At 33.1% G+C, this 21,552-nt stretch carries 20 protein-coding genes; 11 read left to right on the top strand and 9 right to left on the bottom strand.

The features are described 5' to 3' along the window. Positions 1-294: 294 nt before the first annotated feature. Together HMPREF3058_RS09770 and HMPREF3058_RS09765 are read right to left on the bottom strand one after the other, a co-directional pair. Positions 295-765: a DUF2538 family protein gene (locus HMPREF3058_RS09770; RefSeq protein ID WP_002458054.1), complete on the bottom strand. Its 471-nt coding sequence runs from the start codon at positions 763-765 to the stop codon at positions 295-297. Positions 766-812: 47 nt separating this feature from the next. After that, positions 813-2,051 (bottom strand): LCP family protein, encoded by a 1,239-nt coding sequence (locus HMPREF3058_RS09765; RefSeq protein WP_002499354.1) that lies wholly within the window; start codon positions 2,049-2,051, stop codon positions 813-815. A gap of 800 nt (positions 2,052-2,851) precedes the next feature. Between HMPREF3058_RS09765 and HMPREF3058_RS09760 the strand changes: the two genes are divergently transcribed. Beyond that, positions 2,852-4,054 (top strand): serine hydrolase domain-containing protein, encoded by a 1,203-nt coding sequence (locus HMPREF3058_RS09760; RefSeq protein ID WP_002486583.1) that lies wholly within the window; start codon positions 2,852-2,854, stop codon positions 4,052-4,054. Between the two features lie 156 nt (positions 4,055-4,210). On the opposite strand, the gene rihC is transcribed toward HMPREF3058_RS09760, so the two are convergent. The 7 genes from rihC to folD all read right to left on the bottom strand — a co-directional run bounded on the left by rihC (position 4,211) and on the right by folD (position 11,382). After that, complete coding sequence (rihC, locus tag HMPREF3058_RS09755) at positions 4,211-5,119, bottom strand: ribonucleoside hydrolase RihC (protein ID WP_002486588.1); 909 nt, start codon at positions 5,117-5,119, stop codon at positions 4,211-4,213. 180 nt (positions 5,120-5,299) lie between these two features. Further along, complete coding sequence (gene qoxD, locus HMPREF3058_RS09750) at positions 5,300-5,590, bottom strand: cytochrome aa3 quinol oxidase subunit IV (protein ID WP_001831700.1); 291 nt, start codon at positions 5,588-5,590, stop codon at positions 5,300-5,302. Further along, positions 5,587-6,192, bottom strand: a complete 606-nt coding sequence (gene qoxC / locus HMPREF3058_RS09745; protein ID WP_001831738.1) for a cytochrome aa3 quinol oxidase subunit III — start codon at positions 6,190-6,192, stop codon at positions 5,587-5,589. The genes qoxD and qoxC overlap by 4 nt, the downstream gene beginning before the upstream one ends. Continuing rightward, positions 6,182-8,170: a cytochrome aa3 quinol oxidase subunit I gene (qoxB, locus tag HMPREF3058_RS09740; RefSeq protein WP_001831713.1), complete on the bottom strand. Its 1,989-nt coding sequence runs from the start codon at positions 8,168-8,170 to the stop codon at positions 6,182-6,184. The genes qoxC and qoxB overlap by 11 nt, the downstream gene beginning before the upstream one ends. Further along, a complete protein-coding gene (qoxA, locus tag HMPREF3058_RS09735; protein ID WP_001831736.1) occupies positions 8,170-9,294 on the bottom strand; it encodes a cytochrome aa3 quinol oxidase subunit II in 1,125 nt (374 codons plus the stop codon). Before qoxA ends, qoxB begins: the two co-directional genes overlap by 1 nt. A gap of 536 nt (positions 9,295-9,830) precedes the next feature. Then, on the bottom strand, positions 9,831-10,148 hold the full coding sequence (locus tag HMPREF3058_RS09730; RefSeq protein WP_001831741.1) for a DUF5011 domain-containing protein: 318 nt from the start codon (positions 10,146-10,148) through the stop codon (positions 9,831-9,833). A 373-nt stretch (positions 10,149-10,521) separates the two neighbouring features. Then, the gene (gene folD, locus HMPREF3058_RS09725; protein ID WP_002486581.1) at positions 10,522-11,382 is read right to left on the bottom strand and encodes a bifunctional methylenetetrahydrofolate dehydrogenase/methenyltetrahydrofolate cyclohydrolase FolD; all 861 of its coding nucleotides are present in this window, start codon (positions 11,380-11,382) and stop codon (positions 10,522-10,524) included. Positions 11,383-11,586: 204 nt separating this feature from the next. Here folD and purE point away from each other — a divergent pair, with 204 nt between their 5' ends. From purE to purH, 10 genes are read left to right on the top strand one after another with little or no spacing between them, the layout of a single operon-like run. After that, positions 11,587-12,069: a 5-(carboxyamino)imidazole ribonucleotide mutase gene (gene purE / locus HMPREF3058_RS09720; protein WP_002457464.1), complete on the top strand. Its 483-nt coding sequence runs from the start codon at positions 11,587-11,589 to the stop codon at positions 12,067-12,069. Next, positions 12,056-13,183, top strand: coding sequence for a 5-(carboxyamino)imidazole ribonucleotide synthase (gene purK / locus HMPREF3058_RS09715; protein ID WP_002491617.1), 1,128 nt, complete (start codon positions 12,056-12,058; stop codon positions 13,181-13,183). The genes purE and purK overlap by 14 nt, the downstream gene beginning before the upstream one ends. Next, positions 13,184-13,888: a phosphoribosylaminoimidazolesuccinocarboxamide synthase gene (purC, locus tag HMPREF3058_RS09710; protein WP_002491656.1), complete on the top strand. Its 705-nt coding sequence runs from the start codon at positions 13,184-13,186 to the stop codon at positions 13,886-13,888. Then, complete coding sequence (gene purS, locus HMPREF3058_RS09705) at positions 13,888-14,148, top strand: phosphoribosylformylglycinamidine synthase subunit PurS (RefSeq protein WP_002446149.1); 261 nt, start codon at positions 13,888-13,890, stop codon at positions 14,146-14,148. Before purC ends, purS begins: the two co-directional genes overlap by 1 nt. Before the next feature lies 1 nt (position 14,149). Then, positions 14,150-14,821 (top strand): phosphoribosylformylglycinamidine synthase I, encoded by a 672-nt coding sequence (gene purQ, locus HMPREF3058_RS09700; protein ID WP_002475236.1) that lies wholly within the window; start codon positions 14,150-14,152, stop codon positions 14,819-14,821. Then, the gene (purL, locus tag HMPREF3058_RS09695) at positions 14,814-17,003 is read left to right on the top strand and encodes a phosphoribosylformylglycinamidine synthase subunit PurL (protein ID WP_002496507.1); all 2,190 of its coding nucleotides are present in this window, start codon (positions 14,814-14,816) and stop codon (positions 17,001-17,003) included. The genes purQ and purL overlap by 8 nt, the downstream gene beginning before the upstream one ends. After that, positions 16,982-18,466, top strand: a complete 1,485-nt coding sequence (purF, locus tag HMPREF3058_RS09690; RefSeq protein ID WP_002446152.1) for an amidophosphoribosyltransferase — start codon at positions 16,982-16,984, stop codon at positions 18,464-18,466. The genes purL and purF overlap by 22 nt, the downstream gene beginning before the upstream one ends. Next, a complete protein-coding gene (purM, locus tag HMPREF3058_RS09685; protein WP_002491632.1) occupies positions 18,459-19,490 on the top strand; it encodes a phosphoribosylformylglycinamidine cyclo-ligase in 1,032 nt (343 codons plus the stop codon). Before purF ends, purM begins: the two co-directional genes overlap by 8 nt. Beyond that, a complete protein-coding gene (purN, locus tag HMPREF3058_RS09680; protein ID WP_002475231.1) occupies positions 19,490-20,056 on the top strand; it encodes a phosphoribosylglycinamide formyltransferase in 567 nt (188 codons plus the stop codon). The genes purM and purN overlap by 1 nt, the downstream gene beginning before the upstream one ends. Positions 20,057-20,072: 16 nt before the next feature. Continuing rightward, a complete protein-coding gene (gene purH, locus HMPREF3058_RS09675) occupies positions 20,073-21,551 on the top strand; it encodes a bifunctional phosphoribosylaminoimidazolecarboxamide formyltransferase/IMP cyclohydrolase (RefSeq protein ID WP_002499352.1) in 1,479 nt (492 codons plus the stop codon). Position 21,552: the final 1 nt, after the last annotated feature.

Genomic DNA, 21,552 nt, shown 5'->3' with positions numbered 1-21,552 from the left:
TTATTTTTGAAAGTATTTCAATGTTAAATTACATGGTAAAGGCAAAATATTTTGGCGAGACTCTTGAGGGAACAAGACAAGTTGAAGACTACAGACTGAAGCTGTCCCCTAAGAAAGCGAGCCAACAATACGAAGTATTATAAATAAAGAAGCCAGTAAATGAATTTACAAAAAACTCATTTACTGGCTATTTTGTTAGGAATTATGTCCTAACCTCACTCTGATAATTAGAAAAATATATAATTTATAAACCAAAGAATTAAAAAACGATACGTTTATTACTAATTGATAGTATTATAAAGCCTCTTTTCTAACGATAGCGCAGTATTGCCAAAAAATACGTAATTGGGCAATATTCCAATTGTTCATGCCCATAGTAAAACCTGAAGGCTTAAATATATTTACATCAGTCACTTCCAAAGCGGCTGCAATAAGATATTGAAGGGGGACACTGATACTCTTCATGGTATCAGTGAGCCCATTTTCATCATAAACCCAGGTAAAAGGTAAATCAGACTCAAACACATCAACCTTATTAAATATTTCAGGTAAAGCAAGAATGTAGCATGCGCCATCTACAACGGGATTATCTAAACTATCCTTGTAGTAGATCAAAAGCGCTTCATAATTTTCTCTGTGTTCATGGTTTACATAGAAAAATTCATTCCTAAATAATGCCATATCTTTACTATGAATGATTTGTTGTTCAAGTACGTTGAACATACCATTTATACTAGCAATTTTTTCATATGTTTTACGACTCATATTTGCGCTCCTTTTAAGTATATTTACCACATAAGTTTATATAGCTTTTATTGTGCGTAAGGATAATTGTCATTATTTATCATACCATTTTCACCATTGTTCTGATTGTTGTATTGTTGATTTGGATACTGCTCGTTCCCGTTTAAAGTATTTTGGTCTGTTTGTTCGTTAGTTTGATCTTCTTCATCATTATTTTGTGATGATGAAGAAGACTCTTTCTGACTATCAGTCGATTCCTTTTGGTTCTTACGTAATAAGTCTTCATCTAATTCTGTTAGGGGTACGAGTGAACCATATCGTTTAATGACTCTTTGATCTAAGAAATCGTTTTTGTTTGTTATTTTAGATAAACCTAAATCATTACGTAAAAGATTTGAATATTCCATAATACTTTTTACGCTTGGGTGGTAATAGTATATATCATTTAAGTAGTCATCCTTACCTTTAAGTTGTGATGTTTTAATTTCAGTGTTACCACCAAGATACATTTTTGCTAGAGACTTAATTTCTTTCTGAGTTAAATTATGTTTAGCATTTTTCCCTACAATACTAATAACATTGTCAAGTTTATCTATAGAATTTAAATTTTGAGCTTTTTGGAACAATATTTTAATAAGTTCCATTTGTCTTTGACCACGTTTAAGGTCTGAATCATGATGTCGAGTTCGAGCTACAGCTAATGCTTGGTCGCCGTTTAACTTTTGGTATCCTTTTTTGATTTTAATTCTACCAGTATCATCACTGTTAGGTTCATTTAGATTATACGGTACGTCATAATATATACCACCTAATTCATCAACTGCTTCAACAAAGGCTTTCATATTAATACGCACATAATAATCTACCGGTACATTCATTGTTGCTTCAACTGAATCCATAGCAGCAAGAGGTCCACCATATGCATGCGCATGTGTTATTTTATCGTAATAGCCAACTTTAGGTATATAACTGATTGTATCTCTAGGTATGCTTAGCATTCTTATTTGATGATTTTTCTGATTAAAAGTAGATAATATCATAGCATCTGACCTAGAATGTTCTACACTTTGCCCGTTTTTTTCTCTACCTTCATTATCGTCTATACCTAAGAATAAAATTGATATAGGTTGTTTTTCAGGATCAACTTTTGTATCTCTTAAAGTAGACTTTCGTTGAGAATCTTTAGTGTTTTGAGATGACTCAAATGCAGATTCTGAACTTTGATATAATTGAGTAGCAAAAATAATTGGAACAACGAGGAGACCAAAAGATAATAATATTAAAAAATATTTTAAAAATTTGTTCATTGTTAGTACTCCTAGTTAAATTTTAAATATTTCACAAATGATTGATACATAAAAAGTTATGATTTATTAAGTACACTATAGCCTTAAATTGTATTACTTTATTAATCAAATTACAACTCTCATCAACATTTTATTATTACAAAATATTATTGATGAATGATTATAACATTGAGTTAAACAACTTATTGCTTAACTTAATTTTCATATAGTACCAAAGTACTATAGATTTATTTTTAAATAAGTGTATTATCTAATTAAAGTGATTTGTTTATGGCTTTAAGTTATAATAAACTTTAGCTTAATAGCTATAAACATTGTTATAACAAAGCGCAGACGGATTAGTTGTTCATAAAATATATATGTAAGTAATATTCTTTAATTACGAATCTTAAATCTGATAATCAAAAAAGTATTTATTAATTAACATAGTAGTTAGATATATTATAACGTTCTTGAACAAGTATGTGTATTCATTGACGTTATGAATATCATAATATTAGTTGCATTGAAATTATTAAAAGTAACTGGATATGTCAAAGATAACCAGAGTATTATGAATTTACAGTTAAAATATTTAAAACTTTCTAATCGGTTAAGTGTAGTCGTGTGATTAAATAAAAAAGTCATTACCATTTTAGCTAGCAAAATATATAAGCATTTATTTTAGATATCTCATCAGGTAATTATTTATTCAAGTATTTTGGGGTTTAACCTTAAAAATGATAACGAATGATATATTGACATATGATGTGAATAGTCAAAAAATTTTAAGACATTAAAGTGTGAGGCAAACAATAAAGATGAAATTAAATAAATTTAAAATCGTATTTTTTATTATCGTATTATTAACTTTAGTCGTGTCAATAGGTATATTAGGTGTTGAATGGACAAGACACCTAGAATTAAAAAAACAAACGTTAAGTCAAGAAAGTGGAAATACGAATTATATTGAAAAGAGAGATAAGACTGTTGAGAAGCCTAAAAAACTAAAAACTAAATATGATAAAAAAGATCCCATTTCTAAATCGATAAACAAATATTTAGAAAAAACTCAATTTAATGGAACTGTAGCTGTATTTGATAATGGAAAAGTGAAAATGAATAAAGGATACGGTTATCAAGATATAGAGAAAGGTAAAAAGAACACTGCAAATACAATGTATTTAATAGGATCAGCGCAAAAATTTACAACAGGTTTAATGCTAAAACAACTTGAAGTCGAAAATAAAGTGAATTTGCAAGATTCAGTCACTAAATATATTCCTTGGTTTAAAACAAATAAAGAAATTACAATTAAAGATTTAATGTTACATAAAAGTGGACTATATAAATATGAAGCTTCAACTAATATCAAAAATTTAGAACAAGCTGTTAGAGCAATTCAAGCTCGAGGTATTGATGATACAGTTTATCATAAGCATCAGTATAATGATGCTAATTATTTAGTTTTAGCTAAAGTTATTGAAAATGTTACTGGAAAACCATATGTTAAAAATTATTATGAACGATTAGGTAATAAATATAATCTCAAACATACTGCTTTTTATGACGAAAAACCTCTTCAAAGTGAGATGGCAAAAGGTTATAAGTTTAAAAATAATACTTTTTCATTCCTTAAACCTAATATATTAGATCAATATTATGGAGCTGGTAATTTATATATGACGCCACATGATATGGGCAAATTAATTTATACATTGCAACAAAATAAAATCTTTAATGCGCGTCAAACTCGACCTATTTTACATGAATTTGGGACTCAAGAATATCCAGAAGAATATAGATATGGTTTTTACATAACTCCGTATTTAAATAGAGTCAACGGGGTATTCTTTGGTCAAATATTTACTGTTTACTTTAATGATCGTTATATTGTCATTTTAGGGACGAATGTAAGTAATACACCTGGATTAGTAAGTAATGAAAACAAAATGAGACATATTTTCTATAATATTCTTGACCAGAAAAAGCCTTATAATACAGCAGGTGTTAAAGTTGAGTAATTGTAATTTTGTTAATAATGGATTAGACTCGTTATTTTTTATTTACAAGGTTAGTCTTCAATAAATTATATATAACGAATGCCCGGGACTTCAATGTGAAGTGTAACCGGGCATTTGTTATATGATTAATAAAATAACATTCAAATTGCAATTTAATTATTTACAATAAGAAAGGGCGTTTAAGAATAAATCCTCATACTGTCTTTCAACAGGACTTAAAACAACTGTACAATTGGGATACTCCGTATTAAAATCTACCACTGTGGCTCCTCTTGTAAAGTTGCCACTTAATTCTATTTGAGTATACGCCTCCTTGACATTAAAGGCTTCTGGATCCAACAAATATAATATAGTGAATACATCGTATAATTTGAATCCTATATCAAAATCTTCACTCTTATAGTGCTGAAATAAATTATATAACATGCTTGAAGTTGCATTTGTATCTTTGAAGTCTTTTACAAAATGGTGAGTAAACAATGCTTCACGAGCCAAATCAAGACCAATCATAGTCAAAGGTAATCCAGAGTTAAATACAATTTGAGCAGCTTCTGGATCACAATATATATTAAATTCAGCTAAAGGCGTTACATTGCCTCTACCGGTACTACCACCCATTAAAACAATTTCCTTAATAAATGGTTGAACTTCAGGATAACTAGTTAATAGAATAGCAATATTTGTAAGTGGACCTATGGCAATCAAGGTTAAAGGTTCTTGAGTATTTACTAATAGATTTTTCATTGCTTCAACTGCATGAATCGATGTTAAATCATCTTGATTTATTTGTGGAAAATTGTAACCATCCATACCAGACTCACCATGAATTGATGTAGCTCCAAAAATGTCATTAATCAATGGTTGGGATGCGCCTCTATGTACAGGAACAGAACTATTAAAAAACTTTTTAAGCTTTAGTGCATTTGCCGTCGTTTTCTCAATACCTACATTACCATTCACAGTTGATATCATTTTAACGTCAAATTGAGGGTGTGACAGTGCGATACTAATTGCTGTAGCATCATCTATACCAGGATCTGTATCAATTATAATGGGAATAGACATATCATCATCTCCGTATATCGTAATAATTAAAGCATAACATGGTATGGGATTGTTACGATATAAAAAGAGCCTGAGACTTAAAAGTCTCAGGCTCTTTACATATAAGGTGGAAATGAATCAATAAAGAACAAATATATTCAAATTCATTCTTTATTGAAATCAACCTTGGAAAACTCATCTTTATAAGTGAGAAGAGTGTCCACCTTGCATTACCCAGTATGTTCCGATAACAGTTACTAAAGTAATGATAATTGCAAAGATAACTTTGAACGATTGTAAACGTCCATCTTTACCTTCAGTTAAATGCATGAACATTAATAATTGAAGGGCAGCTTGAATGAAAGCAAAACCAAAGATGATAGTTACCTTAGCATGGAATGTCATATTAGTGTATAGAGTTACAAAAACTGCTAAAAGCGTTAGTACGATAGAAGCAATAAAACCTACTGTATGTTTTACGATTGTATTCATCCGCTATACACCATCCCTATCATATATACGGCAGTAAAGATGAAGACCCAAACAACATCTAGGAAGTGCCAGTATAAACTTACTATAAATAATTTAGGAGCATTGTATGAATCCAAACCACGAGTTCCGATTTGAATTAACAAACAAATAACCCAAACAATACCTAATGATACGTGTGCACCGTGCGTACCTAGTAATATAAAGAAACTAGACCAGAAGGAGCCAATAGTTGGGTTAACACCTTCAGAAGCATAGTGTGCGAATTCGTAAATTTCAAAACCTACGAATACAAGACCTAGGATAACTGTGATAATCATCCAAAACATCATTAAGTTTTGCTTTTCTTGTCGCATGTAGTAAATTGCAATACCACAAGTATAAGAACTAATTAATAATGCAAAAGTCATTATTAAAATCAAATGTAATTCGAATAAATCGGTAGTTAATTTACCACCATATCCGCCACCATGTTGTAACGTTAATAACGTTGCAAATAGGGTACCGAATAACGCAAATTCAGCTGTAAGGAAAATCCAAAAGCCAAGTTTATTTAATTCGCCTTCGTGTGTACGAGAATCAATAGTATTTGCATCATGACTCATGACTTACAGCCTCCCTTTCTTTAATTCGAGCTTCTCTTAAACGAGCTTCAGTTTCTGCAACTTCTGAAGCAGGGATGTGGTAACCATGATCAATTTGGAAACTTCTCCAAATCATAGTAATGAAGATACCTGCTAAACAGATAAGTGCTGGAACAATAGATTCGAAGATTAAGAAGAAACCACCAATAGTCATAAATATACCCATCCAGAATCCTACTGGAGTATTGTTTGGCATATGAATATCTTTGTAGTTATGGTTGTCTAAATAATGACGACCATGTTCCTTCATATCAACGAATGTATCGTAGTCATTCCAATCAGGAGTGATAGCAAAGTTGTATTTAGGTGGAATAGCTGATGCTGTAGACCACTCTAAAGTACGACCAAGTCCATCCCAGTTATCTCCAGTAGCTTCACGTGGAGCTTTGATATGACTATAAACGATACTTGCAACTAGGAATAAGAATCCAATTGCCATCAATACTGCACCGATAGTTGAGATGAAGTTTAGTAACCACCAACCATCAGAAGGCATGTAAGTGTATAGACGACGTGGCATACCATCTAAACCTAGAATGAATTGTGGTAAGAAACAAACGTTAAATCCAATCATGAAGAACCAGAAGCACCATTTGTTTAATGTTTCATTTAACTTGTAGCCCATCATTTTTGGATACCAGAAGATTAAACCAGCTAAGCAGGCAAATACTACACCAGTAACCAATGTATAGTGGAAGTGAGCTACTAAGAAATAAGTATTGTGATATTGATAGTCAGCTGATGCCATTGCAAGCATTACGCCAGTAACCCCACCTAATAAGAAGTTAGGGATGAATGCTAATGAGAATAGCATTGGTGACTCAAATGTAATTCTACCTTTATATAATGTGAGCAACCAGTTAAATAGTTTAACTCCGGTTGGAACACCGATTAACATTGTTGAGATAGAGAAGAATGAGTTAATTAACGCACCATTACCCATAGTGAAGAAATGGTGAACCCAAACTAAGAAACTTAAGAATGCGATACCTGCAGTTGCCCAAATCATACTTTGATGACCGAATAAACGTTTACGGGCAAAAGTAGGGATGATTTCTGAGTACATACCGAATGCTGGCAAAATAACGATATAAACTTCAGGGTGCCCCCATACCCAGAAGAAGTTTGCCCAAAGCATTGGCATACCGCCATTTGCTACAGTGAAGAACTGAGTTCCAAAAATTCTATCAGCAGTCATTAAAGCAAGTGCTACAGTGAACACTGGGAATGCTAATATAACGATTAATGTTGTAATGAATGTTGTTACACTGAACATTGGCATTTGCATAAACTTCATTGTTGGCGTTTTACATCTTAGAATCGTAACAAAGAAGTTGATACCAGTCATTAACGATCCGATACCAGATATTTGAATTGCAATTAAATAATAGTTAACACCTGGACCTGGACTGAATTCACCAGCAAGTGGTGCGTAGTTAGTCCAACCAGCAGCTGGTGATCCACCTACAATAAATGATAGGTTGAATAAAATCATACCAGCGAAGAATAGCCAGAAACTAACGTTATTCATTACAGGGAAGGCAACATCGCGTGCACCAAGTTGTAATGGAATAACAACATTCCATAAACCAAAGATAAATGGCATAGCCATAAATATAATCATAATTACGCCGTGCGTAGTAAATACTTCATTATAGTGGTTTGCTTCCAAGAATTTGTTATCTGGAATTGTTAATTGAGTACGTAACATTAACGCATCGATACCACCACGAACGAACATTAATACGGCAGAAATTAAATACATGATACCGATTTTTTTATGGTCTACGGATGTGAACCATTCTTTATATAGATATTTCCATAATTTGAAATAAGATATAACTGCTATAAGGCCGATGACTAAGAATGGCGCAGCAATTTGTGCTGAGATAATCATCCAATTTCCTTTAACTAGTAGTTGATCCCATGGAAAATTCATTAATGTCCACCTCCATGATCATCGTGTTCTTTTTTGTGAAGTTTAGACGCATTTTCGTCTTTTGCTCCCTTAGAAATTTTTTCCATTTCTTTAGAGTTATGATCCTCTTCTTTTTTGAACTCATTATCGTATTTTTCATTGTTGCCGAGGATCATAGGTTTCATACCATGACGTTCATAGTTAGGGTTTGTTATATGAACCTTACGAGCAGGTTTGATTGGTTTATCTTTTACATCTTTGTATAAATCCTCTTCAGCTGTGAAGTTAGGATCTTTTTGTTCAAAGTTGTAACGTTTGTAAGCGTAGAAGATATACTCTGGATCAGCCGCAGGGTCAACAAACGCCATATGAGTACCACTGAATGTTAATTCTTTGTTAGAAGTGCTTGGTAAGAGTTGCTTATCAAAAGTATCTTGACTTAAAGTTTTCTTACCTTTAGCTTCTTTTACCCACTTATCAAAATCATTTTGACTTACAGAGTGAACTTTAAATGTTTGACGAGAGAATCCCTCACCATTGAAGTTTGAGTTACGACCTCTGAAAGTACCTAATTGATCAGCTGTTAAAGTCCAATTCATAGTCATACCAGTCATGGCATATTTCTGACCACCTAATTGTGGAATCCAGAAGCTTGTCATTGTATCCATAGATTGAAGCTTGAATACAACTGGTCGATCTTTAGGAATTGTTAATGTGTTAACAGTTTCAATATGTTGATCAGGGTAGGCAAAGAACCATTTATAGCCAGCACTTACTGCATAAACGACAAGTGGATCTTTGTCTTTTTCTGGTGGTTTTTCATAATCGTATAAAGTTTTAACTGTAGGAATAGCTAAAGCAATTACGATTAAAATAGGTACCACAAACCAAATTGTTTCAATTAAAGAATTGTGGTGCATCTTACCAGATTCGCTATTCTTTTTGTAGCTATATTTAAAAATAAAAATAGCGAACATGGAAAGCACTACAGCAACAATAACAAGCATGAAGATTATTGAATAGATAATCAAGAATTTCTGACTGCTTGCTACTGGCCCTTTTGCATTAAAAACTTCTATATTTGAACAACCACTAAGTAAAATTAGTGTGCCAAATAATAGAAGCAAAGACTTAAATTTTGACACTTTTTTTGACCTCCTAATACTACAAATGTAGGGCTTACCAATAATTTTAGTTTATTACACAATATTTACAAGAGTATGTTCAAAAAAAATTATTTATTAATATAATTGAGGTCTGTTAGTCCTAGATATGACGGGGTTTGTAAGATTTGTTAAAATTATGTGTACATTTTGTGAAAATAGACAAATTTAGCAAAATTACATGTAATACGACACATTATTGATAAATCTTATCAATTAGATACAAAAAAGGAATATTACTTATAGAAAAATATAATCTTATATAGAAAGAATTAAGTAGAAGAATATGTCTATAAGATGTATCTGATTTTAGGTAGGCTAATAGTTGGATATATCGTTTTAGTTTATTGATTGAATGTTCTCTTAACTGATGCATAGCCATATGAAATAATTTCTAATTACAAAAATAAACGCTTATACAATTCATTTTTGTATAAACGTTCTCGTAATTTATATTTCATTAAAATGTATAATAGGTAGAAATTAAACAAAGATTATGTGTGATTAAGAGGAGAGGTTCATTTTACTTCAATATTTCTTATAGAAGTTTTTTCAGCACCATCAGAATCGGTAACTTGGTATTTCACTTTATACTTACCTGCTTTGGATGTATCAACTTGACCATCAATTTTGATTTTATGAGTAAGATCGCCGTCTTCTTTATCGTAAGCACTTATGCCTTTAAGTAAATTATATTCTTGTCCTTTTTCAATAACGATATCGTTAACACCTTTTAATTGAGGTTCAGTATTAGTAGTGGCTTCTGCATTTAAATTGGGTGTCACTAATGTAGCTGAAACTCCAAGTGCTGATAATGACTGTAGTAATTTGTTCATAACTTAACCTCCGTCTATTGAATCATCTATAATTTAAGTTTAATATACCCTATTTTTATTTTGCCGACATCATACTATGGTCTTAATATAACTTAATCAACATAAAAATTAAATCCTTTTTATGAAAATTTGATAAAGATTATGTAAATTGTGAATTGTTTGAAAACATTTACTGAAATTGAATTCGAAGTTTAGTGCTCAATTAATAAGTATTGTGAATTAGACGAAAATTCGTTGTTATATTTAAATGATTGATAAAGAAAAAATAGAATAAAATCAACTCATAAACTTATGTTCAACTCATTTATGGTTTGGAAGTAATACAGAAAAAGTCCATGACTACGTATTCATGTCACGGGCTTTTTCACTGATATTATTTTGTTAAGCCACGTCTTAATTTCTCTGCAAGAAGGGTGTTATTAAGTACCATTGTAATAGTTAAAGGACCAACACCACCTGGTACCGGAGTAATTGCACTAGCTATTTCTTTTACTTCATCATATGCTACATCTCCTTTTAATTTACCATTTTCATCAGGTGTATTACCAACATCTATAATTACTGCGCCTTCTTTAACATTTTCTTTAGTAACTAAACCAGGTTGTCCTACTGCGCTAACAATCACATCTGCTTGTTTTAAGTGTGCATTCATATTTTTTGTACGTGAATGTAAAATCGTAACAGTTGCGTTAGCTTGCAACAATAACTTTGAAACAGGTTGGCCAACAATATGACTACGACCAATAACAACTGCATTTTTCCCTTCTAAATTAATATCTGCGTGTTTTAAAATTTCCATAATACCTAGGGGTGTACATGGTACAAAGGTTTGCTCATCAATATACAATTTTCCAATATTTATTGGATGGAAACCATCTACATCTTTGTTCGGATTGATAGTTTCAAGTACTTTTTGTTCGCTTACCTGTTTAGGTAATGGCACTTGAACTAAAATACCACTAACAGTATCGTCATTGTTTAATCGATTAAGTTCGCTTAAAACTTCTTCTTCTGACGTGGATTCGTCTAAGTGAACAATTTCAGATATCATTCCAATTTTTTCTGCTGCTTTTTTCTTTGATTTTACATAACTTTGGCTTGCACCATCATTACCAACTAGTATGACTGATAATTTTGGAGTAAAACCATGTTCTTTTAATTCATTGACTTGATTTTTAAGTCTCTGTCTATATTCTTTTGCTATTTGCTTACCATCTAAAATTTTAGCAACCACCTTAAATTCCTCCTAATTGTTAATTAATATCTTAACTTTAACATTAATCAAAAAGAAAATGATAGTCAAAATACGTAAATTAATATTTAAATAAGTGTTAAAGTTCGATTTTTGATTGAAAAATACCGAATGGATTGTTATGCTATATGTGTAATATACAACTATTCCTAATAACAATCCAAAAGTTTCGAAAGGGTGTACAAAGTGAAAGTAGCAGTCATTATGGGCAGTTCCTCAGATTGGAAAATTATGAAAGAAAGTTGTTCGATGCTTGAAGAATTTGAAATACCGTACGAAAAGAAAGTCGTTTCAGCTCATCGTACGCCTCAAATGATGTTCAATTTCGCTCGTCAAGCACGTCAAAATGGTTTTGATATCATCATTGCCGGTGCAGGGGGAGCAGCACACTTACCTGGAATGGTAGCTTCCATGACAACATTGCCTGTGATTGGTGTACCAATCGAATCTAAAAGTCTAAAAGGTTTAGATTCATTACTATCTATCGTCCAAATGCCTGGTGGTATACCAGTTGCAACCACAGCAATTGGAAAATCAGGTGCTAAAAATGCTGGGATATTAGCGGCAAGAATGTTAGGAATAACAAATGAATCAGTTCAAAATAATTTGGAAAATTATGAAAAATCTTTAGTCGCAAAAGTGGAGGAAATGCAAAATGAACTTCAGTAAACTTAAATTTGGCGCGACAATAGGAATCATTGGCGGAGGGCAGTTAGGAAAAATGATGGCTCAGTCGGCTCAAAAAATGGGTTATAAGGTGATTGTCTTAGATCCTAATGAAAGTTGCCCATGTCGCTATGTCGCACATCAGTTTATTCATGCAAATTATGATGATGAGCAAGCCTTAAATCAGTTAGGTGAAAATTCTGATGTTGTTACTTACGAGTTTGAAAATATTTCGTCTGAACAATTAAAAAAACTCACTCAGTTATATCATATTCCTCAAGGTTACCAAGCTATTGAACTATTACAAGATAGGCTAACCGAGAAGCAAACATTACTAGAAGCAAATACTCAAATTGTTCCCTTTATACAAATTCAAACAAATCAAGACTTATTAAAAGCCATAGACAAATTAGGCTTTCCGTTCATAGTGAAAACACGTTTTGGTGGATATGATGGTAAAGGACAAATTTTGGTAAGAGATGATTCGGAATTAGACGAAGCATACCTGTTAGTTGAGAAGCAAGAATGTGTTGCTGAACAATATCTCGATATTAAAAAGGAAGTATCTCTTACAGTAACAATTGGAAATGAACAACAAACAACATACTTTCCTCTTCAAGAAAATGAGCATCAAAATCAAATATTATTTAAAACAGTCGTTCCGGCAAGAACTGATAAAGAATATGAAGCACGTAAGGAAGTTGAGAAAATCACTCGCGCAATACATTTTGTTGGAACCTTTACAGTAGAATTCTTTATTGATAAAGAAGATAACTTATATGTAAATGAAATTGCGCCTAGACCACATAATTCTGGACACTATTCTATAGAAGCTTGTGATTACTCACAGTTTGATACACATATTCTAGCCATAACTGGTCAAAAACTTCCGCAAGCTATTGAATTATTAAAGCCAACAGTAATGATGAATTTATTAGGTCGGGATTTGGATTTGCTTGAAAATGAATTTAGCAGACACCCAGATTGGCATATTCACATTTACGGTAAGAAAGAAAGAAAACCTGATAGAAAAATGGGACATATGACTTTACTGACGGATGATGTCAATCAAACAGAACAATATATGTTAATGAAATTTGAAGGGAGAGACAAGTAAGTGTCATTGTTATATGAAGGTAAAGCTAAAAGAGTATTCACGACAAATATTGATGGTCAATTACGAGTTGAATATAAAGATGAAGTAACAGCAGGAAACGGTGCAAAAAAAGATACTATGATTGGCAAGGGTAAGTTAAATAATCAAATTACTTCTATTATATTTGATTATTTAACTCATAATCATATTGACAATCACTTTATTAAACAACTATCACAAACAGAACAACTCGTCCAACAAGTTGATATTATACCTTTAGAAGTAGTTGTTAGAAACATTGCCACTGGTTCGATAACAAAGCGTCTTGGTTTTAAAAAAGGGCATAAATTTGAAGAACCTTTAGTAGAATTCTTCTACAAAAAAGATGAACTTAATGATCCGCTTATTACTGATGACCATGTAAAATTACTCGGAATAGCGAACGATGAAGAAATAACACAACTTAAACAAATGGCTAAAGACATTAACCAAGTATTAATTCAATTGATGAATGAAATGAGTTTGAGACTCGTAGATTTTAAGGTTGAATTTGGTAAAACCAATGGTGGAAAAATTTTACTTGCAGATGAAATCTCTCCTGACACTTGTAGAATATGGGATAAAAATACGGATACTAACTTTGATAAAGACGTATATAGAAACAACACTGGCTCGCTGATTGAAACTTATCAAACATTTTTAAATAAATTGGAGGATCTTAAATAATGAAAACGATTGAACTACATATCACTTTACAACCACAGGTTTTAGATACACAAGGACAAGCTTTAAACCGAGCAGTTCACGATCTTGGTTATGAACAAGTGAATGACATTCGAGTAGGTAAAGTTTTGTATATGACAGTTAATGAACCAACTGACGAAGCTGTTGATAATATTATTACGACACTAAGTGAAAAGTTATTTGCCAATACAGTCATTGAAGAATATAGCTATAAAGTTATTGATGAAAAGGAGCAAGCATAATATGAAATTTGCAGTTCTTGTGTTCCCTGGTTCAAACTGCGATAGAGACATGTATAATGCAGCTATTAAATCAGGTGTTGATGCAGCATATGTCGATTATCGTGAAACGACTTTAGATGGTTTTGATGGGGTTTTAATACCTGGTGGTTTTTCATTTGGTGATTATTTGAGATCAGGAGCTATGGCAAGTGTTGCTCCGATTATTAAAGAAGTTAAGCGATTTGCGAAAGAAGGTAAGCCTGTTTTAGGAGTATGTAATGGGTTTCAAATTTTAACTGAGATTGGATTGTTACCAGGCGCATTACTTCATAATGACTCACATTTATTTATTAGTAGAAACGAAAATTTAAAAATTACTAATAATCAAACACCTTTTACGCATTTATATATGAAAAATGAGAATGTTGTTTATCCTGTAGCACACGGTGAAGGTCATTATTATTGTACTGATGAAATATATCGTGAACTCAACGACAACAATCAAATTATCCTTAAATATACGAATAACCCTAATGGCTCTTATGAAGATATTGCAGGAATAGTTAATAAAGAGGGTAACGTTTGTGGGATGATGCCACATCCTGAACGTGCACTTGAAACATTGTTAGGAACAAATAGCGGTGTGAAATTGTTTGAATCAATGGTGAAAAGTTGGAGGGAACAAAATGTCTAAATTTATCGAACCAAGTAATGAAGAGATTAAACTTGAAAAACTTTATCAAGATATGGGATTAAGTGATAAAGAATATGACAAAGTGGTTGAAATTCTTGGTAGAGAACCCAACTTCACAGAAGTAGGAATTTTCTCAGTGATGTGGAGCGAACATTGCTCATATAAACATTCTAAACCATTTTTAAAACAATTTCCTACGACAGGAGAGCACGTATTAATGGGACCAGGAGAAGGTGCAGGTGTTGTAGATATAGGCGATAATCAAGCCGTAGTATTTAAAGTCGAGTCTCACAATCATCCATCTGCAATTGAACCTTATCAGGGTGCGGCAACTGGAGTTGGAGGTATTATTAGAGATATTGTTTCAATTGGTGCTCGTCCAATTAATTTACTAAATAGTCTTCGTTTTGGTGAGTTAACTGTAAAACAAAATCAACGATTACTTAAAGGTGTTGTAAGTGGTATTGGTGGATACGGCAACTGTATTGGCATTCCTACTACAGCTGGTGAGATTGAATTTGATGAACGCTATGATGGTAATCCATTAGTCAATGCTATGTGTGTAGGAATCATTGATCATGATATGGTCCAAAAAGGAACAGCTAAGGGTGTTGGTAATTCCGTTATATATGTAGGTTTAAAAACTGGGCGTGACGGTATTCATGGTGCAACATTTGCATCTGAAGAACTAACTGAGGAAAGTGAAAGTAAAAGACCTTCAGTACAAATTGGTGATCCATTTGTAGGCAAAAAGCTCATGGAAGCAACATTAGAAGCAATTACCTTTGATGAACTAGTAGGTATACAAGATATGGGAGCAGCTGGTTTAACTTCATCTTCATCTGAAATGGCAGCTAAAGGTGGTAGTGGTTTACATTTAAGACTTGATCAAGTTCCAACAAGAGAACCAGGAATTTCCCCATATGAAATGATGCTTTCTGAAACACAAGAAAGAATGCTGTTAGTTGTAGAAAAAGGTACAGAACAAAAGTTTTTAGATTTATTCAATAAACACGAACTAGATAGTGCAGTAATAGGCGAAGTAACAGACACTGACAGATTCGTGCTTACATACGATGATGAAGTGTATGCAGACATTCCTGTGCAACCTCTTGCTGATGAAGCACCAGTGTATATTTTAGAAGGGGAAGAAAAGGAATACAATACATCTAAAAATGATTACAGCGATATAGATGTACATGATACATTTATCAAGTTATTACAACACCCAACAATAGCATCTAAACATCACTTATATGAACAATATGATCAACAAGTAGGGGCAAATACAATTATTAAGCCAGGTTTACAAGCTTCAGTTGTGCGCGTAGAAGGAACACAAAAAGCTATTGCTTCAACTATAGATGGTGAAGCACGTTATGTTTTCAACCAACCTTATGAAGGTGGAAAAATGGTTGTTGCTGAAGCCTATCGAAATTTAATTGCAGTCGGGGCGACACCATTAGCTATGACTGATTGTCTAAACTATGGTTCTCCAGAGAAGAAAGAAATCTATCAACAATTAATAGATTCCACTAAAGGGATGTCAGAAGCTTGTAAAGTGCTTCAAACTCCTGTAGTTTCAGGAAATGTTTCATTATATAACGAGACACGTGGAACCTCTATCTTCCCTACACCTGTCGTAGGAATGGTTGGTCTTATTGAAGACGTGAGCTATCTAAAAGAGTTTAAACCTAAAGCAGGAGATAAAATTTATTTAGTTGGTGAAACACGTGATGACTTTGGTGGTAGTCAATTGGAAAAATTGTTGTATGGATCAGTTAATCATGAGTTCGAATCTATTGATTTAAGTGATGAAGTTTCAAAAGGAAAATCAATCAAACAGGCTATTCGTAATGGCATTGCATCTCATGTACAAACGGTTGGTAAGGGAGGCTTATTAGTTACTTTAGCTAAAATTAGTGCCCATTATCATTTAGGGATGCAAGCTCAATTAGATGTGACCAATGCACAATTATTTAGTGAAACTCAAGGACGATATATTGTGATTGTTAAAGAAGGGCAAACGTTGGATATAGATCAAGCTCAAGAAATTGGGCAATTAACTCATCAGCAGTCATTTGATATATCAAACTCAGACGTAAAAATAAAAGAAAACGTTTCAGATATCAAACAAAAATGGGAAGGGGCTATAGTTCAATGTCTAACTACTCAGGATTAAATGAAGAATGTGGCGTTTTCGGTATTTGGAATCATCCTGAAGCAGCACAGTTAACATATATGGGTCTACATAGTTTGCAACACAGAGGTCAAGAGGGTGCAGGTATCGTAGTTTCAAATCACGAAACGCTAAAAGGTGAACGAGGATTAGGCTTATTAACTGAAGCAATTAAAGACGAACATATGTCAAATATAAAAGGTTATCCACATGCGATAGGACATGTTCGTTACGCAACCTCTGGTAATAAAGGCATTGAAAATATCCAACCATTTTTATATCACTTTTATGATATGAGCGTAGGTATATGTCACAACGGTAATTTAATTAATGCTAAATCACTACGTCAAAATTTAGAAGAACAAGGTGCGATTTTCCATTCTTCTTCTGACACTGAGGTCATTATGCACTTAATTCGTCGTAGTAAGGCGCCGACATTTGAAGAAGCATTGAAAGAGAGTTTGCGACTCATTAAGGGTGGATTTACTTTTGCAATCCTAACAAAAGATGCATTGTATGGTGCAGTAGATCCTAATGCTATTCGACCATTAGTAGTTGGAAAAATGGAGAACGGTGCTTATATTTTAGCAAGTGAAACATGCGCGATTGATGTTTTAGGTGCTGAATTTGTACAAGATATCCATGCAGGTGAGTATGTAGTTATTACGGATGAAGGTATAGAAGTTAAGACATACACAAGACAAACGACAACTGCAATATCAGCTATGGAATATATTTATTTTGCGAGACCTGATTCAACGATTGCTGGAAAAAATGTTCATGCAGTACGAAAAGCATCAGGTAAACGTTTAGCACAGGAAAACCCAGCAAAAGCAGATATGGTAATAGGCGTACCTAATTCATCATTATCTGCAGCAAGTGGCTATGCTGAAGAAATAGGACTGCCATATGAAATGGGACTAGTTAAAAATCAATATGTTGCTCGAACTTTTATACAACCTACTCAGGAATTAAGAGAGCAAGGTGTACGTGTGAAACTGTCGGCTGTTAAGGATATTGTTGATGGTAAAGATATCGTACTTGTAGATGATTCGATTGTTCGAGGTACAACGATTAAACGCATAGTTAAAATGCTTAAGGATTCAGGAGCTAACCGTATTCACGTAAGAATTGCTTCTCCCGAATTTATGTTCCCTAGTTTTTATGGTATTGACGTATCTACAACAGCTGAACTCATCTCAGCAAGTAAGTCTCCAGAGGAAATTAAAAATCATATTGGTGCAGATTCTCTTGCTTATTTAAGTGTTGATGGCTTAATCGAGTCTATAGGACTTGATTATGATGCGCCATATCATGGCTTGTGTGTAGAAAGTTTTACAGGTGATTATCCAGCAGGACTTTACGATTATGAAAAAAATTATAAAAAGCATTTAAGTGAACGTCAAAAATCATATATAGCTAATAATAAACATTATTTTGATAGTGAGGGAAATTTGCATGTCTAAAGCATATGAGGAATCTGGTGTAAATATTCAAGCAGGATATGAAGCAGTTGAGAGAATAACAAGTCATGTTGAACGTACATTGCGTAAAGAAGTATTAGGTGGTTTAGGTGGATTTGGTGCAACATTTGATTTGTCCCAATTAAATATGAAAGCGCCAGTTCTGGTATCAGGTACTGACGGTGTGGGTACAAAGTTAAAATTAGCAATTGACTATGGAAAGCATGACACAATTGGTATTGATGCTGTCGCAATGTGTGTAAATGATATTTTAACAACAGGTGCTGAGCCTTTATACTTTTTAGACTATATTGCCACGAATAAAGTAGTGCCAAGTACCATAGAGCAAATCGTTAAAGGTATAAGTGACGGCTGTGAACAAACCAATACGGCACTTATAGGCGGTGAAACTGCTGAAATGGGAGAAATGTATCATGAAGGTGAATATGATATTGCTGGTTTTGCAGTAGGTGCGGTAGAAAAAGAGAACTATATTGATGGTTCAAATGTTGAAGAAGGACAAGCAATTATTGGTTTAGCTTCAAATGGTATTCATTCAAATGGTTATAGTCTAGTCAGAAAAATGATAAAAGAGTCAGGAGTTCAATTACATGATCAATTTAATGGTCAAACCTTTTTAGAAACCTTCCTTGCACCCACAAAATTGTATGTAAAGCCTATTCTTGAATTAAAGGAACATGTTGATATCAAAGCGATGAGCCATATTACCGGTGGAGGTTTTTATGAAAATATTCCGCGTGCCCTTCCTAAAGGTTTATCAGCAAAAATAGATACACAATCATTCCCAACGTTAGAAGTCTTCAATTGGCTACAAAAACAGGGCAACATTTCAACGAAAGAAATGTATAACATATTTAATATGGGTATTGGATATACAATTATTGTTGACAAAAAAGATGTTCAAACAACATTAACAACGTTACGTGCAATGGATACAACTGCATATGAAATTGGTGAAATTATAAAAGATGATGATACACCTATTCATTTGTTGGAGGTAGAATAGTGACTAATATCGCGATTTTTGCCTCAGGATCAGGTAGTAACTTTGAAAATATCGTAAAACATATCCAATCAGGGCAATTATCTGGTATCAATGTAACGGCATTGTATACAGATAATGAAGGGGTACCCTGTATTGATAGAGCTAAAAATTTAAATATTCCAATTCATATTAACAAGCCAAAAGACTTTTCATCCAAATCTTTATATGAACAGCATCTACTTAAATTATTATCCAGTGAGGAAGTTCAGTGGATTGTATTAGCTGGTTATATGAGATTAATTGGACAAGACTTATTACAAGCTTATGAAGGACGGATATTAAATATACATCCCTCATTATTACCTAAATTCAAAGGTTTAGATGCCATAGGACAAGCGTTAGAAAGTGGAGATACTGTCACTGGATCAACTGTCCATTATGTAGATAGTGGGATGGATACGGGAGAAATTATTGAACAACAGCAATGTGATATAAAACCGGACGATACTAAAGAACAATTAGAAGATAGAGTAAAACATTTAGAATATGAACTTTATCCAAGAGTTATAGCTAAAATCATTAAATAGAGGAGTATCTTATAGAATGAAAAAAGCAATATTAAGCGTTTCTAATAAAAGTGGAATTGTAGAGTTTGCAAAAGCATTAACTAACTTAGACTATGAACTGTATTCTACGGGTGGTACAAAACGTGTATTAGAAGATGCGAATATCAATATTAAGTCCGTGTCAGAATTAACACAATTTCCAGAGATTATGGATGGTCGTGTTAAAACGCTACATCCAGCCGTCCATGGTGGTATTTTAGCTGATCGAGATAAGGAACGTCATTTGGAGCAATTACGAGAACAACATATTGATTTAATTGATATGGTAGTGGTCAACTTATATCCTTTCCAACAGACTGTTGCTCAACCTGATGTAACAGAAACTGATGCAATAGAAAATATTGATATCGGTGGACCTACAATGTTAAGAGCAGCTGCTAAAAACTTTAAACATGTTACAACTATCGTACATCCTTCTGATTACAACGAGGTTATTGAGAGAATTAAAAATCATCAATTGGACGAAGCATATAGAAAATCGCTAATGGTTAAAGTTTTCCAACATACAAATGAATATGATCATGCTATTGTTAACTATTTCAAAGATAATAAAGAAACACTAAGATATGGCGAAAACCCTCAACAATCTGCATATTTTGTTAGAACTTCTGATAGTAAACATACGATTGCTGGTGCAAAACAGTTACATGGTAAACAATTGAGTTTTAATAATATTAAAGACGCAGATGCAGCGCTCAGTTTAGTAAAAAAATTCAATGAGTCAACTGCTGTAGCAGTAAAACATATGAACCCGTGTGGAGTAGGAATTGGACAGTCGATTGAGGAAGCATTTCAACATGCGTATGAAGCGGATAATCAATCAATTTTTGGTGGTATTATAGCATTGAATAGAACAGTAGATGTTAAATTAGCTGAAGCATTACATTCTATCTTTTTAGAAGTAGTTATCGCACCTCAATTTACAGAGGAAGCTTTAAAAATATTGACACAAAAGAAAAATATTCGTTTATTACAAATAGATATGACAATTGATAATGCTGAACAAGAATTTGTTTCCGTTTCAGGTGGTTACTTAGTACAAGATAAAGATAATAAAGATGTGACTCGAAACGACATGACTGTTGCTACCGACACTCAACCTACAGAAGCACAGTGGGAAGCTATGCTGCTAGGTTGGAAAGTTGTAAGTGCCGTTAAAAGTAATGCAGTGATATTGAGTAACAACAAACAAACAGTTGGTATAGGTGCAGGACAAATGAATCGTGTAGGTTCCGCTAAAATTGCAATTGAAAGAGCAATAGAAATTAACGATAATGTTGCGCTTGTTTCAGATGGTTTCTTCCCAATGGGAGACACGGTTGAATATGCGGCCGAACATGGTATTAAGGCAATTATTCAACCAGGTGGTTCAATTAAAGATCAAGATTCCATTGATATGGCTAATAAATACGGCATTACAATGGTTATGACAGGGATGCGTCATTTTAAACATTAAT

The sequence above is a fragment of the Staphylococcus sp. HMSC068G11 genome, assembly GCF_001815825.1.
Lineage (GTDB): Bacteria > Bacillota > Bacilli > Staphylococcales > Staphylococcaceae > Staphylococcus > Staphylococcus epidermidis.
Note: the sequence above shows the minus strand (reverse complement) of the source record. Positions and strands in the feature narration are given on the sequence as shown.